Origin of the sequence: Pseudomonas sp. AL03 (assembly GCF_029960815.1) — a bacterium.
GTDB lineage: Bacteria > Pseudomonadota > Gammaproteobacteria > Pseudomonadales > Pseudomonadaceae > Aquipseudomonas.
Window position 1 is genome coordinate 1 of the sequence record NZ_JASBRE010000002.1, and the last position, 13590, is coordinate 13590.

Annotated in this window: 10 protein-coding genes and 3 pseudogenes; 5 read left to right on the top strand and 8 right to left on the bottom strand. The window is 59.9% G+C overall.

Annotated elements, in window-relative coordinates:
• Positions 1–82 precede the first annotated feature (82 nt).
• The gene (gene metR / locus QK293_RS02160; protein ID WP_131060908.1) at positions 83–1000 is read right to left on the bottom strand and encodes a transcriptional regulator MetR; all 918 of its coding nucleotides are present in this window, start codon (positions 998–1000) and stop codon (positions 83–85) included.
• Positions 1001–1108: 108 nt separating this feature from the next.
• On the opposite strand from metR, the gene metE reads away from it, so the two are divergent.
• The 5 genes from metE (at position 1109) to QK293_RS02185 (ending at position 7031) form a co-directional block, all read left to right on the top strand.
• Positions 1109–3421: a 5-methyltetrahydropteroyltriglutamate--homocysteine S-methyltransferase gene (metE, locus tag QK293_RS02165; protein ID WP_282375340.1), complete on the top strand. Its 2313-nt coding sequence runs from the start codon at positions 1109–1111 to the stop codon at positions 3419–3421.
• A gap of 155 nt (positions 3422–3576) precedes the next feature.
• Entirely contained in the window at positions 3577–4611 is a 1035-nt protein-coding gene (locus QK293_RS02170; protein ID WP_282375341.1) for an alpha/beta hydrolase, read from the top strand.
• A 57-nt stretch (positions 4612–4668) separates the two neighbouring features.
• Complete coding sequence (locus QK293_RS02175) at positions 4669–5334, top strand: DsbA family oxidoreductase (protein ID WP_282375342.1); 666 nt, start codon at positions 4669–4671, stop codon at positions 5332–5334.
• A 99-nt stretch (positions 5335–5433) separates the two neighbouring features.
• On the top strand, positions 5434–6129 hold the full coding sequence (locus QK293_RS02180; RefSeq protein WP_282375343.1) for a hypothetical protein: 696 nt from the start codon (positions 5434–5436) through the stop codon (positions 6127–6129).
• Positions 6126–7031: a hypothetical protein gene (locus QK293_RS02185; RefSeq protein WP_282375344.1), complete on the top strand. Its 906-nt coding sequence runs from the start codon at positions 6126–6128 to the stop codon at positions 7029–7031. The genes QK293_RS02180 and QK293_RS02185 overlap by 4 nt, the downstream gene beginning before the upstream one ends.
• A 76-nt stretch (positions 7032–7107) precedes the next feature.
• Here the strand turns inward: QK293_RS02185 and QK293_RS02190 are convergent.
• The 7 genes and pseudogenes from QK293_RS02190 to QK293_RS02220 form a co-directional block, all read right to left on the bottom strand.
• Positions 7108–7943 (bottom strand): annotated as a pseudogene (locus QK293_RS02190) (lipase family protein); the annotation flags it as partial.
• An 82-nt stretch (positions 7944–8025) separates the two neighbouring features.
• Positions 8026–8540, bottom strand: a pseudogene (locus QK293_RS02195) (hypothetical protein).
• A 227-nt stretch (positions 8541–8767) separates the two neighbouring features.
• Positions 8768–9193 carry a DUF4123 domain-containing protein gene (locus tag QK293_RS02200; protein WP_282375345.1) on the bottom strand — a complete coding sequence of 142 codons (426 nt, stop codon included), beginning with the start codon at positions 9191–9193 and terminating at the stop codon, positions 8768–8770.
• 227 nt (positions 9194–9420) lie between these two features.
• A pseudogene (locus QK293_RS02205) lies at positions 9421–9708 on the bottom strand (type VI secretion system tip protein VgrG); the annotation flags it as partial.
• A 296-nt stretch (positions 9709–10004) separates the two neighbouring features.
• The gene (locus QK293_RS02210; protein WP_282375754.1) at positions 10005–10334 is read right to left on the bottom strand and encodes a GlpM family protein; all 330 of its coding nucleotides are present in this window, start codon (positions 10332–10334) and stop codon (positions 10005–10007) included.
• Between the two features lie 8 nt (positions 10335–10342).
• On the bottom strand, positions 10343–11671 hold the full coding sequence (locus tag QK293_RS02215) for a sigma-54 dependent transcriptional regulator (RefSeq protein WP_282375346.1): 1329 nt from the start codon (positions 11669–11671) through the stop codon (positions 10343–10345).
• Positions 11668–13569, bottom strand: a complete 1902-nt coding sequence (locus QK293_RS02220; RefSeq protein WP_282375348.1) for a sensor histidine kinase — start codon at positions 13567–13569, stop codon at positions 11668–11670. The genes QK293_RS02215 and QK293_RS02220 overlap by 4 nt, the downstream gene beginning before the upstream one ends.
• Positions 13570–13590: the final 21 nt, after the last annotated feature.

Here is a 13590-nt window from a genome sequence, read left to right on the forward strand (position 1 = left end):
GACTGCCACCGTGGCGCATTGACGCCTCGGCTTGGGCGAGTCCATCCAATTACAGATCGCATTTGGGGGCACCCTCGACTGATCAGCGCACTGCGCTGACACCATCCAATGTCGAGAACGACGTGTCCTTGGCCGTCAGCAAAAAATCGCGCATATACGGCGCATCCAGCATGTCGGCCCGAATCCCGGCGTATAGCGTCGCAAACAAACCCTTCTCGCCCAGCCGCTTGGCCTTCACATAACCCCGTGAGCTGTATTCATGCAGCGCCCAATGGGGCATGCCGCACACGCCGCGACCGCTGGCCACCAATTGCATCATCATCACCGTCAGTTCCGACGTGCGGACCTGCGCCGGTTCGATATCGGCCGGTTCGAGGAAGCGGGTGAAGATGTCCAGCCGATCACGTTCCACTGGGTAGGTGATCAGCGTTTCGGTGAGCAAATCTTCCGGAACGATGTAGGCCTTGCTCGCCAAACGGTGCTGGTTGGCCACCGCGAGCATCGCTTCGTAGGTGAACAACGGCACGTAAGTGATCCCGGCCAGTTCCAGCGGATCGGAGGTCACCACTAAATCCAGATCGCCACGGGCCAGCGCAGGCAACGGGGCGAAGGAGAACCCCGAGGCCAGGTCCAGTTCGACTTCCGGCCAGGCATCGCGGAACTGGTCGATGGTCGGCATCAGCCACTGGAAGCAGCTGTGGCACTCGATCGCCATGTGCAAACGCCCCGCGGTGCCACCGGCCAGCCGCGCGATATCGCGCTCGGCACCGCGCAGCAACGGCAGGGTGGCGTCGGCCAGTTGCAGCAGTCGCAAACCCGCGCTGGTGAAGCGCACCGGTTTGGTCTTGCGCACGAACAGCGGCATCCCCAGCCGTTCCTCAAGCTCCTTGAACTGATGGGACAGGGCGGACTGCGTCAGGTGCAGGCGGTCGGCCGCATCCACCAGGCTATCGGCTTCGCGCAAGGCGTGCAGGGTCTTCAGGTGACGGATTTCAAGCACCGGGGGGCTCCATGAGGAAAACTTGTGATCAACACGAAAAGGTTGAGTTTGTCTCATGTTGGGTTGGCTGTCGACAATAGGGCCATCTTATACAGGGAGAAATTCACCATGGCTCTGGCCCACACACTTGGTTTTCCGCGCATCGGCGCTGACCGCGAACTGAAAAAAGCCCTCGAATCCTACTGGAAGGGCGATCTGGATCAGGACGCGCTGAAAAGCGTCGGCCGCCAACTGCGCGCCACCCACTGGCAATTGCAGAAAGACGCCGGTATCGACCTGCTGCCCGTGGGCGACTTCGCCTGGTACGACCAGGTTCTGACCCATTCCTTGACCTTCGGTGTGATCCCCGAGCGTTTCGACAGCGCCAAGAACTCACGCGGCCTGCCGACCCTCGACACCCTGTTCGCCATGGCCCGTGGCGCCACGGCTGCCTGCTGCGGCGGCGAACACAGCAAAGCGCAATACGCCCAGGAACTGACCAAGTGGTTCGACACCAACTACCATTACCTGGTCCCGGAATTCACCGCTGACCAGCAGTTCAAGCTGAGCTGGGAACAGTTGTTCGACGAAGTCGACGAGGCGAAGGCCCTCGGCCACAACGTCAAACCGGTGATCATCGGCCCACTGACTTACTTGTGGCTGGGCAAAGCCAAAGGCAACGACTTCGACAAACTCGACCTACTGGAACGCCTGCTGCCGATCTACGGCGAAATCCTCGGTCGCCTCGCCGCTCAAGGCGTTGAGTGGGTGCAGATTGACGAGCCGATCCTGACCCTTGACCTGCCACAGGCCTGGAAAAACGCCTTCGAACGCGCCTATCACATCCTTCAATACTCGCCGCTGAAAAAACTGGTGGCGACCTACTTCAGTGGTCTGGAAGACAACCTCGGCCTGGCGGTCAGCCTGCCGGTACAAGGTTTACACATCGATGCCGTGCGCGCCCCGGATCAGCTCGGCCAGGTGCTGGACCGTCTGCCGATTTACAAGATTCTCTCGGTGGGTCTGGTCAACGGCCGCAACGTCTGGCGCTGCGAGCTGGAGCAAGTCCTCGCGCAACTGCAACCGGCCCAGGAGCGTTTTGGTGACAACCTGTGGGTCAGCAGTTCCTGCTCGCTGCTGCACAGCCCGGTGGATCTGGATCGCGAAGACAAACTCGATCCTGAACTGAAAAGCTGGTTGGCTTTCGCCGTACAAAAGTGCGGCGAAATCGCCGTGCTGCGCGATGCCCTGAACGACCCGCAATCGCCCAAAGTGCAAGCCGCCCTGGCCGAAAGTCGTGCGATTCAGGCTAGCCGCGCCGAGTCACCGCGTATCCATAAAGCCGAAGTTCAGGCGCGTATCGCTGCCATCGGCGCAGCGGACAGCCAACGCCATTCGCCGTTTGCCAAACGCATCGAGCAGCAACGTGCGCGGTTGAAACTGCCGGCATTCCCGACCACGACCATTGGCTCGTTCCCGCAGACCGGTTCGATTCGTCTGGCGCGGCAAGCGTTCAAGCAAGGCAAGCTGTCGGCCAACGACTACACCGACGCCATGCACAGCGAAATCCGCCATGCCGTGCAAGTCCAGGAACGCCTGGGACTGGACGTGTTGGTGCACGGTGAAGCCGAGCGTAACGACATGGTCGAGTACTTCGCAGAGCAATTGGACGGCTACCTGTTCACCCGTTTCGGCTGGGTGCAGAGCTACGGTTCGCGCTGCGTTAAACCGGCGATCATCTATGGTGACCTGAGCCGCCCGACCGCCATGACGGTCGACTGGATCACCTACGCGCAGAGCCTGACCGACAAGGTCATGAAGGGCATGCTCACCGGTCCCGTGACCATGCTGATGTGGTCGTTCCCCCGTGAAGACGTCTCGCGCAAAATCCAGGCGCAGCAGTTGGCGCTGGCCCTGCGCGACGAAGTGGTCGACCTGGAAACCGCCGGCATCAAAATCGTGCAGATCGACGAAGCCGCCTTCCGCGAAGGCTTGCCGCTGCGCCGTGCGCAATGGCAGGAATACCTCGACTGGGCGGTGGAAGCCTTCCGCTTGAGCGCATCCGGTGTGCGGGACGAAACCCAGATCCACACCCACATGTGCTACAGCGAATTCAACGACGTGATCCAGTCCATCGCGGCCATGGACGCCGACGTGATCACCCTCGAAACCTCGCGTTCGGACATGGAATTGCTGGAGGCTTTCGAAGCGTTCGACTACCCGAACGACATCGGCCCGGGGGTCTATGACATCCACTCGCCACGGGTGCCGGACACGGCCGAAATGGTCAAGTTGATGAGCAAAGCGGTGAAACGGATTCCAGCCGAGCGGTTGTGGGTGAATCCGGATTGCGGGTTGAAGACTCGGGCGTGGCCTGAGACTGAGGCGGCGTTGGTGAACATGGTGGCGGCGGCTCGGCAATTGCGCAGTCAGTTGGCCTGATTTGATCTGATCGTTCCCGCGCGTGGGAACGTTCTTCTGTGCAAATACGACCGTTCAGCACTCTTCATCAAACTGTCACGCAACTGTGGCAGCGCGCTTGAACAAACTTCATCAGACTCGCGCTCTACTGGGGTTTTGCGTTTCGGTGTTTTTTCATGTGTGCACGATTTTTCTCGACAGCGGTTTTCCTGGCCGCGCTGTTGTTTGGCTTGCCGTCCCTGGCGGCGTCTCGTTGCGATATCAATGTTCCGACCAAGCATGTCGATCTGGCGCAGGTGAGCCTGGCGTACCAGAGCATCGGCCGTGCGTCCGACCCCGCGTTGTTGCTGGTGATGGGCCTGGGCGGTCAGTTGATTCACTGGCCGGATGAGGTGGTGGTCGCGCTGTGTCAGCAGGGGTTTCGGGTGATTCGCTATGACAATCGGGATGTCGGCCTGTCGACCTGGCGGCAAGCGCCCGTCGACGCCAACCTGATGTTCGAAGTGCTGCGCTACAAACTCGGTTTGCCGGTGTCGGCGCCGTACACCCTGACCGACATGGCTGACGATGCCTTTGGCCTGATGGATGCGTTGCACGTTGAACAATTCCACGTGCTGGGCGCGAGCATGGGCGGGATGATCGCCCAGCATATGGCGGCGATGGCGCCGCAGCGTGTGGAAAGTCTCACTTTGATCATGACCAGCTCCGGGGCTGAAGGCTTGCCGGCGCCGAGTGCGGCGTTGGTGCAGTTGTTGTCGCGACGCGGCGCGCCGAATCGCGAAGTGGCGCTGGAACAACAAGCCGATTTGCTGGCGGCGCTGGGCAGCCCGACGGTGAGCGATGATCGGCAGGGGCTGCTGCATCAGGCGGCGCTCTCTTATGACCGTGCATTTAACCCCGAAGGCGTGAAGCGCCAGATCATGGCGATTCTCGCCGAGCGCAGTCGTGTCGCGCTACTCAATCAATTGCGAGTACCGACGCTGGTGGTGCATGGCACCGCCGATCCGCTGTTGCCGGTGATGCACGGCGTACACCTGGCGGCGCATATCCGCGGCAGTCAGTTGAAGCTGATTCCGGGGCTGGCGCATCGTTTCCAGGAGGCGTTCAAGGCGCCGCTGCTGGCGGCGGTGTTGCCGTACTTGCAGGCCCACCGCGAAGACACCTCGCATTGGGCGCAGATTGATCCGGTGGCGGCACCGAACCTGCTGTAGGTCTTTCGGGTGTATCGTTCAAACTTTCCGGCGCAATCCAAGCCTGCGAGGTGTGTGATGAGTACCCCCCTGAAAATCGATTTCGTCAGCGATGTGTCCTGCCCCTGGTGCGTTGTCGGCCTCTACGGCCTGACCCGAGCCCTGGATTTGCTGGGCGACGAGGTGCAGGCCGAGATCCGTTTCCAGCCGTTCGAACTGAACCCGAAGATGGCGCCTGAAGGGCAGAACATCACCGAACACATCACCGAGAAGTACGGCTCGACACCTGAGCAATCGCAGAAGAATCGCGAGATGATCCGCGCGCGCGGTGCCGAGGTCGGGTTTGCCTTTCGCACAGACGGCAACAGCCGCATCTACAACACGTTCGATGCCCATCGCTTGCTTTTCTGGGCGGGGCTGGAAGGGTTGCAGTTCAATTTGAAAGACGCGCTGTTCAAGGCGTATTTCACTGATGGCGGTAATCCGTCCGACCCTGGTCAGTTGGCGCAGATTGCGCAAAGCGTTGGGCTGGATCGGCAGCGGGCCGAGGCGATTCTGGCGTCGGACGAGTTCGCCAAAGAGGTTCGCGAGGAAGAGCAGTTGTGGCTGTCGCGAGGTGTCAGTTCGGTGCCGACCGTGGTGTTCAATGGGCAATACGCAGTCAGCGGTGGCCAGCCGGTGGAGACCTTTGTCGGGGCGATTCGGCAAATCATGAGCGAGGTGAAGGGGGGAACGGTGAACTGACGAAATTCAGTCGTCAGAAAAGTGTCAATATGCCACTATTGTTTATGCCGTTGCTGCCGACACAGGCAGCACCGTTCTTAAATCATAGGGATTTGATCCATGACCTTTCACGCGTTACGCACTTTTTCAGCCTTGACCTTGCTCGCCTGCCTGACCCTCACTGGCTGCGCCCACATTCAACCGCCTGTTCCGCTGGATAAACAATTCTGGGATGCCAAAGAGCCGACCATCGGCGTGGCCATCACTGTGGTGCCGGCGCCGGTGCTGGCGCTGACCGGTCAACAGGGGATGCTCGATTACGCGATCAATCGGGGCGTCAACAGCAAACTCAGTGACAACGTCGAAAAATGGCAAGTGCGCGACCTGAACACTTTGCCGGATATCATCGTCGCCAAGCTGCAAGCCAAGGGCTACAAGGTCAAGCGAATCAACGAGCCGGTTGACCTGAAAGTCTATAAGGAAACCAGTTTCCGTGAAGGGTATACGGGCCGTGACCTGACGCCGATCAAGGGCGCTTACGGTGTCGATCGTCTGTTGCTGGTGAATGTCTTCGCTACCGGTGCTACCCGCAGCTACTACGGATTTGTGCCGACCAGCGTTCCGATGGCACAGGTGAGCGGGCAGGGCATGGTGGTCGATCTGGTCGACAACAAACTGCTGTGGTTCAAACCCTTTGCCGCGGTGCAAGCCGCCCAGGGCGAGTGGGATGAGCCGACCTACACCAACCTGTCCAATGCCTTCTACCAGGCCATGGACAATAGCCGTCAGCAAATGATCACGCCGTTCGAGCAATGAAGTGCCCGATCATGGGGGCCAGCGCGCTGGCCTTGTTGATGCTCGCCGGTTGCGCGCAGAAACCGGCGCCCGAGGCCGGTTTCAAGTCGCAGAGTGCCGGGTCCTACGTCCAGGCTCATGGGCTGAAAGTGGACATGCAGCTGCCACAGGCGTTTGTCGGTGCAAGCACGGTGATTGACGCCGAGGCGGCGCAGAAGGCGGCTTCGTCGAGTCATAACCTGGTGGCGGGTTCCAATGCGGCAGGGTTGGCCGGTTTGCTGGTGGCGAGCCTGATCAACACCCAAATGGGCAGTGGCAGCTTGCAGCGCGATGCGGAAAAGACTGCCCTCAAGGATTCGCGCCCGATGGCCGATCTGCTTGCCGGCGTGCCTTTGCAGGAACGTCTGCAACAGCGCTATCAACAGGCTTCGCAAATGGCCGGGCTGAAGCAAGGGGAGGGGCAAGTCACCGCGCGTCTGGTGATTGAACCCAAGCTGGTGCTGACGGCTGATCGCGGCAGTTTTTTGCTGATCAATCAGGTGCAGGTCCAGGACATTGCCGGTTCAGCGCTGTACCGCATGCGCATCGAAGTGGCCAGCCAGCCGATCCGGCGTTGCGGCAAGCAATGCATTGACGACGGCAGCCTGGATCTGGCGAAGGTCACGGCCGTGCTCGACGAGTGCATCGACGAATCCATGCGCGTGCTGGCCACCGACCTGATGCAACCGGCACCGCCGGCAGCCGCGCAGGAAACCTTGCGTTATGTGCTCGATGGCCAGCGCGTGGTCGAGCGCGGTTATCAACTGGCCAACAACGGCAACTACTGGCGCTATCGCAATCTCTACGGCGCGGTGAAATCGGTGCCGGTACCGTTTGAGGATGCGTTGACGCAAGCGCAGTTGCAGCAGGTTTACGCACAGTAGGAAGCCTGTGGCGAGGGAGCTTGCTCCCTCGCCACAATCGTTTAACTGATCGAATCGAAATCGAGAGTATGCGGCTGTCATCGTTCGTGCTCTTTGGTGCCATGGCCAACTGCTCAGTGGCCTGATTTTCTGGATGTGCCTGCCAGCGCGGCAGGTTTTCTGCCAGTTGTTCAGGTTGTTCTGAAAGCAGCCCGTAAACATCTTGTTCGCTAACGCTCCGGTGCCGAAGGGGCGCCAATCGAGTGCGTGTTGTTTGTACCTTATCGATCTCATGATTGATCGCATCGAGCGTCCGCTTTTGGGTGCGCACATAAGCATCCGGGCGCCCCAGCAGGTCACGTCGTTTACTGCGCAACGTGCCGTGGTGTTCGTAGAGCTCGCCCGTCCAGTTGGTAATGCCCGCCACAAACACCGACAGGCCGGCGGGTACGTTGACAAAGGTCAGCGCCGCCCCCGCCCCGAAAACACCGGCTTTGGTGTTCATCCTGCTGCCGGGGACGCTCGGAACCGGGTCGTTGTGGTTGACCATGCGGTAATGCACCAGCGGCGCCGCGCCTTTTGCGAAGTTGGCGTCACCGGCGCGGGGGCGCTGTAGGTGTAGAGCTGGATGTTGTAGCCTTCAGGACTGCGACGCAGCATTTCCGAAAGCAACAACGCCACTGCGCCATCCAGGCTGTGGCCGCAAATCATGAGCTTTCGCCCTGCGTAGAATTTATCCAGATACCTGACGACAAAGATGGCTGCTTTCTGCGCGGCTTCGTAGAAACCACGATGCACTTTGTTGTCGGTGTCTTCAAACGGCACTTGAAACGCATCGGCATCGCGCAAGCCATCGGCGACGAGTTCGAAGGTGCCACGTACCGCAATCAGGATCAGTTCGTCGTTGTGCGTGATGAAGGCTTGGGTATCGGTAGTACTCGTCAGGGCAGGTGAGCACGCGACTGCTCAAGCTTGATGCCAAATCCTTTTCCAATGACGTCATGTCAAAATCTCCTTATTCCGTGCAGCCGGGGTAAATAGTGCAGGTGCGCCCATCCACCATTTTGAAGGTGCTGAAATCGGTGTGATTATCGAAGCAATACGCGTCTTGATCCTCAAAGCTTTTGCCCATGCAACGCTTCCAGCCGCCGGGCACTTTGACCCACGTATCTCCCCAGCCCTGCCTTTCCTCACCACGCTGGCGGCATCCCCACTTGCATCTCTCCAGGTTTTTCCATAAGCCGAGTTGATTTCCAACTTGATACGACTGACCACCAATGGGCAGCCTTTCTGAGTTCTGCGAATAGTGATTTCAGAATCGGGTTTGTATTCCTTTCGCCATTCGTTATTGAAAACGGGCGCTAAGTTATCCCTTGTTTCAACGGTGCAGGTTTCACCCTTCGCGGGCACGTAGTAAACCGCTGCAATGTAGGCAAAGTTGAGCGGCAAATCAGCGGTGAAGGTGAACGTGTTCCGCTGGCCAGTGGAGCAGCCTACGGTGAACGCGAGGCAGCAACCCCGGTCGCGCAGCCGCGCCTCAGGATCCTTGCGCTCGGCGAGTTTGGCGTAGGCTTGCGCCTGTTCAGCCAACAGATAGCGGTGAGCATGGCCAGACGAATCTCCATGGCCTGCTGATCGGTTACAGGCACTTGGTGCCAGAGCGGTTGGTCCGGCACCGGATACTGGCCGGGAGCGGGGTTGTCGGCACATTCCCAGCGAGTCCCTTGCCAGTAGCACACGCTGATCGCCGGCCCGAGCTAGGCCGGATAAGCCTCTGCGGGCGGATGCTCCAGAGCGCGGGCCAATACCCGGTTGTCGTGAAAGCGGTACAACGCCTGATGAGGGCGCGCACCGATGATCAACCGTTCCTGCCAGTGTTTAACCAGTTGGGGGAGGTCACCCTTTTGAAGGCTGGCGAGCCAACCCCAGTGACGCTCCGGTTTCTTGAGCAATTCGCCGATGCGTTTGTCATCGGGTTGATCGAAGGTGAAGACGAACGGCCCGGCATCTCCCAGGTCGGCAACCAGGGTTGCGCCGTAAACACTCAGGTGTTGGTCGAAGCGGCTTGAATTCAACAATAACTGTCGGATTTCGCGCTCATTCTCTGAATCCAGCATCCCACATAATTCATGGCCAAAGCGCCGCTGTTCGGTCATCCATTGGCGGGGGAGTGCGTCGACCATGCGACGGTTCCTTCCGTCAGGCAGATACCCTCTCGACAGGCCTCGCAGATCGGGCAGAAATCCGCGCCGAGCAATTTGCTGGCCGCCATCAACGCGCCCTGGGAGGGCGCGATCACTGGGGGCAGTTCGGGTGGCGCAGACAAGCCATCAACTGACCAAGGCATTGATAACGATGTGGCTGCCTCGGGCACGGGAGTACCACCGATCTCGATTTCGCTGCTGCTGAAAATGCCGTGGTCTTTTAGTACCTGCGCAATGATCTGCGGGACGGTCAATTGCTGAAAAATGCGATGAATTTGCCCGGGAATGCCGTTGCCAGCGTCGTTGAAGGCGAGGAAGGCTTGTCTATTCAGCAGGCTTTCCTGGTCCAGGTCCGGTCTTTCGCTGACCAGTTCGACATCAATGGCGTAAGGCTGGCTGATGAGTTCCTTGCCGGTGAACCTGAGCACCTGAAGGTCATGTTTAAAGTTGTTGATTGTGAGGCTGAAGCGGGCGTGTGGGTTAGCGTCAAACATCCAGTGTTCCTTGTCTGGTGACGTGGCACAGGCTCGGGAACGTTGATGCAACACGTGTGAAAGGCCTTCCAAGGCCTGATCACAACAGAACGTCCTGGAGCCGGGTTCAGTGCAACGCTAACAAGGGCGCAAACGAATTGATGTCAGACGCGTCCCAAAATGCAGTTACCACTCATGGACGTTACGCGAGCTCTCGCTTCGCTCCAGCGTTCCGACGATGCCGGACTGACAGTCACCATGGAGGTCGACTGATATACCGCTATCGCGAGCAAGCTCGCTCCCACAGGGGAATGTGGTCAGGCGTGGAGGCGAACCCAAACACTGACAAGCACAGTCGCCGCCATCAACCAAGCCACCGCCGCCACCGCCAACGAAGCCTCCAACCGCATCCGGTCCACCATCACATACAACGTCGCCAGATAGATGAAGTAAGGAATAATCGACCACATCCCAAACACGATGGTGGTCTTCAAGTCCTCCAGCGAACGCCCCTTGCCGACGATGTAATGAGCAATCAGCGCAAAGGTCGGAAACAGCGGCACCAATCCGGCGATGTAATAGTTTTTGGTCCTGGCCAGCGCGGCGAGGATCACCACCACGGCCGCGCCCAGGGTTGCTTTGAGAATCAGGTCCATCAGTGACTCAGCCCGTACTTCTTCACTTTGTCGAACAGCGTGGTCTTGGCCATGCCCAGTTCCAGGCTCGCCTGGGTCAGGTTGCCGCCGCTGCGTTGCAAGGCATCGCTGAGCAGGTTGCGTTCGAAAGCTTCTACCGCTTCGGCGAAGGCCAGGCCCTGATTGCTACCGCTGGCGCCGGACTTCTTGAAGGCCGGCAGGCCGAGGGCAAAGCGCTCAGCGACGTTGCGCAGTTCGCGCACGTTGCCCGGCCAGTCGTGGCTCATGAGATTTGACATGGTCTGGTTGTCCAGGTCCGGCACCGCGCGGTCGAAGCGCAGGGACGACTGCTGCAGAAAGTGTTCGAACAATTGCAGGATGTCTTCGCGTCGTTCGCGCAGTGGTGGCAGTTCGAGGGTCACCACGTTCAAGCGGTAATACAGGTCGCTGCGAAACTCGCCAGCCTTGCTCGACTCATCCAGGTCGGACTTGGTCGCCGCGATCACTCGGCAATCCACTGCCACGCTCTGGTTCGAGCCGAGGCGTTCGAGGGTGCGTTCCTGCAACACCCGCAGCAGTTTGATTTGCAGCGGCAGCGGCATGCTTTCCACTTCGTCGAGGAACAGCGTGCCACCGTCGGCGTGTTCGATCTTGCCGATCCGCCGTTTGCCGGCGCCGGTGAAGGCGTTGGCTTCATGACCGAAGATTTCGCTTTCGAACAGGTTTTCCGGCAGACCACCGCAGTTCAGCGCGACAAACTGTTTGGAGTGCCGTCGACTGAAGTCATGCAGGCAACGCGCGACCAACTCCTTACCGGTGCCGGTCTCGCCTTCGATCAGCACGTTGGCTGACGTATCAGCGACGTTGGCGATCAATTCCCGCAGGTTTTGCATGGCGGGTGAGCGGCCGATAATCCGGCCTTCGAGGGAATCCCGTTCCGCCAGTTGCCGACGCAACGAAGAGACTTCCCGCGCGAGGCTGCGTTGCTCCAGCGCACGGCGCGCCACGTCGACCAGACGTTCGGGGGAGAAGGGTTTCTCCATGAAGTCATAGGCGCCTTTTTGCATCGCGCCGACGGCCATGGAGATGTCGCCGTGGCCGGTGATCAGTACCACCGGCAGGCTGCGGTCGCGGGCCTTGAGTCGGGTCAGCAATTCCAGGCCGTCGATGCCCGGCAGGCGGATGTCGCTGATGACGATGCCTGCAAAATTGTCGCCGACCCGCTCCAGCGCTTCTTCGGCGCTGCCGACGCCCACGCAGGGAATGTCTTCCAGGGTCAGCGCCTGTTGGCAGCCGAGCAGCACATGGGGGTCGTCTTCGACGATCAGCACACTAAGGTCGTTGTTCATATTGGCTCGGCGTGAGTGGGGCTTACCAACGGTAAACTGAGGACGAAGGTGGTACCACCGCTGGCCGGGTGTTCGACACCCAGATGACCGCCGGTGGCAGCGGCCAGACTCGCTGACAGGGTCAGGCCGAGGCCCAGGCCCTGTTCGCCGGGTTTGGTGGTGAAGAACGGTTCGAATAGATGTTTGCGTGCTTCGGCATCGATGCCGTGGCCGTTGTCGCGTACACGAAGGCGATACTTGCCATTGAACTCTTCGCCTTCGAGCCACAATTCTGGCAGCGGCTGCGCCTGCATGGCGTCGAGGGCATTGCCGATCAGGTTGACCAGAATCTGCTCGAGGCGGGTCTGGTCGATCTGCACCTGGGGATCGGCGAAGTCTCGGTGCAGTTGCAGATGAGCGCTTTCCACGCGACCACAGAGCAGCTGCAAGGCTGCATCCACCGCTTTGCAGAGGCTGGCCTGACCTTTGTCGTCACCGCGGCGAGCGAACGAACGCAGGCTGGCGGTGATCCGGCCCATACGGTCGATCAGTTCGTTGATGGTCTTGAGGTTGGTGCTGGCAACGTCCAACTGGCCCCGCTCAAGGAAACGCACGGTGTTGCCGGACAACGTCCGCAGCGCTGCCAGTGGCTGGTTCAATTCGTGGGCGATGCTGGTGGACATCTGGCCGATGGCTGCGAGCTTTCCGGCCTGCACCAGTTCATCCTGGGCGCGCCGTAGCGTCTCTTCGGCCAGACGCCGTTCGCGGATCTGACCCTTGAGTCGTTCGTTGCTCGCGCGCAGATCGGTGGTGCGTTCGGTAATCCGACGCTCCAGTTGATTGTTGGCTTCCTGCAAGGCTTCCCGTGCGGCCAAGCGCGTGGCGATCACCTTGCGCCGCTCGTTCCAGGCGATCAGCAGGAATGCCACCAGAGCAAACGCCACCGCCACCAGAATCCCTTGATTGATCGCTTCACGCCGCAAATCCTGCAGGGGCGTGAGCAAAGTGAAATTCCACGGGGTATCGCTCAATGGGCGGGTTTGCGACAGGTAGCTGATGTTCTCTTCATCGGACACGAGTTCGCTGTTGGCGGGGAACGTCAGTTTTTCCTCACCTTCGGCCAGTTGTTCCCGGGCCAGCGGCTGCAGTTCGTTCAGTGGAAACCAGTAGTACTGAAGGCTGCGGGCCAGTTTTTCCTTGGTCTCGTCGCTCAGCGGCACAACCGATTTCAGGCGCCGTGCCGGATCGCTGGACAGAATGATGATGCCGTTCTCGTCGCTGACGAAAGCTTCCAGCCGCGCACGCTGCCAGCGCTCTTCCATGGCTTCGAGGCGGACCTTGACCACCGCGACGCCGATGATCTTGCCGTGTTCTTCCAGGCCATGGGCCAGATAATAACCAGGCTCGCCGTTGGTACTGCCGATGCCATAGAAGCGCCCCGGCTGACCGCGCACGGCGTTTTGGAAGTAGGCGCGAAAGGACAAGTCTTCGCCCAGGTAACTGTCGACATCGCGCCAGTTACTGGTGGCCATGACGCGACCGGTGGTGTCCATCACATAGATCGCCCGGCTGCGGCTGCGCCGGTTCAGGCCTTCGAGGTATTCATTGACCGTCTGCCGGTGTTCCGGTGACGGGTCGGCCAACAGCTTTGAGACACTGGATTCGAGTTCCAGCAGGCTGGGCAGGTAGGTGTACTTGCTGATCTCGCTCTCGACGGCACGTGCGTGCAGTTCGAGCTGACGCTGGCCGTTCTCGCTGAGGCTGCGAATCCCGTAGTGTTCACTGACCCAGAAGCCGATGTAACCCAATCCGATCATCAGGGCGATGACCAGCGGCGGGAGGAACAGATGGCGAATCAGACGGGGTTTCACGGCGAGTGATGGCGGCGCGGCGCGATAGAGAGAGGGGTCGCATTTCATCACAGATGCCTTGGGTCAACC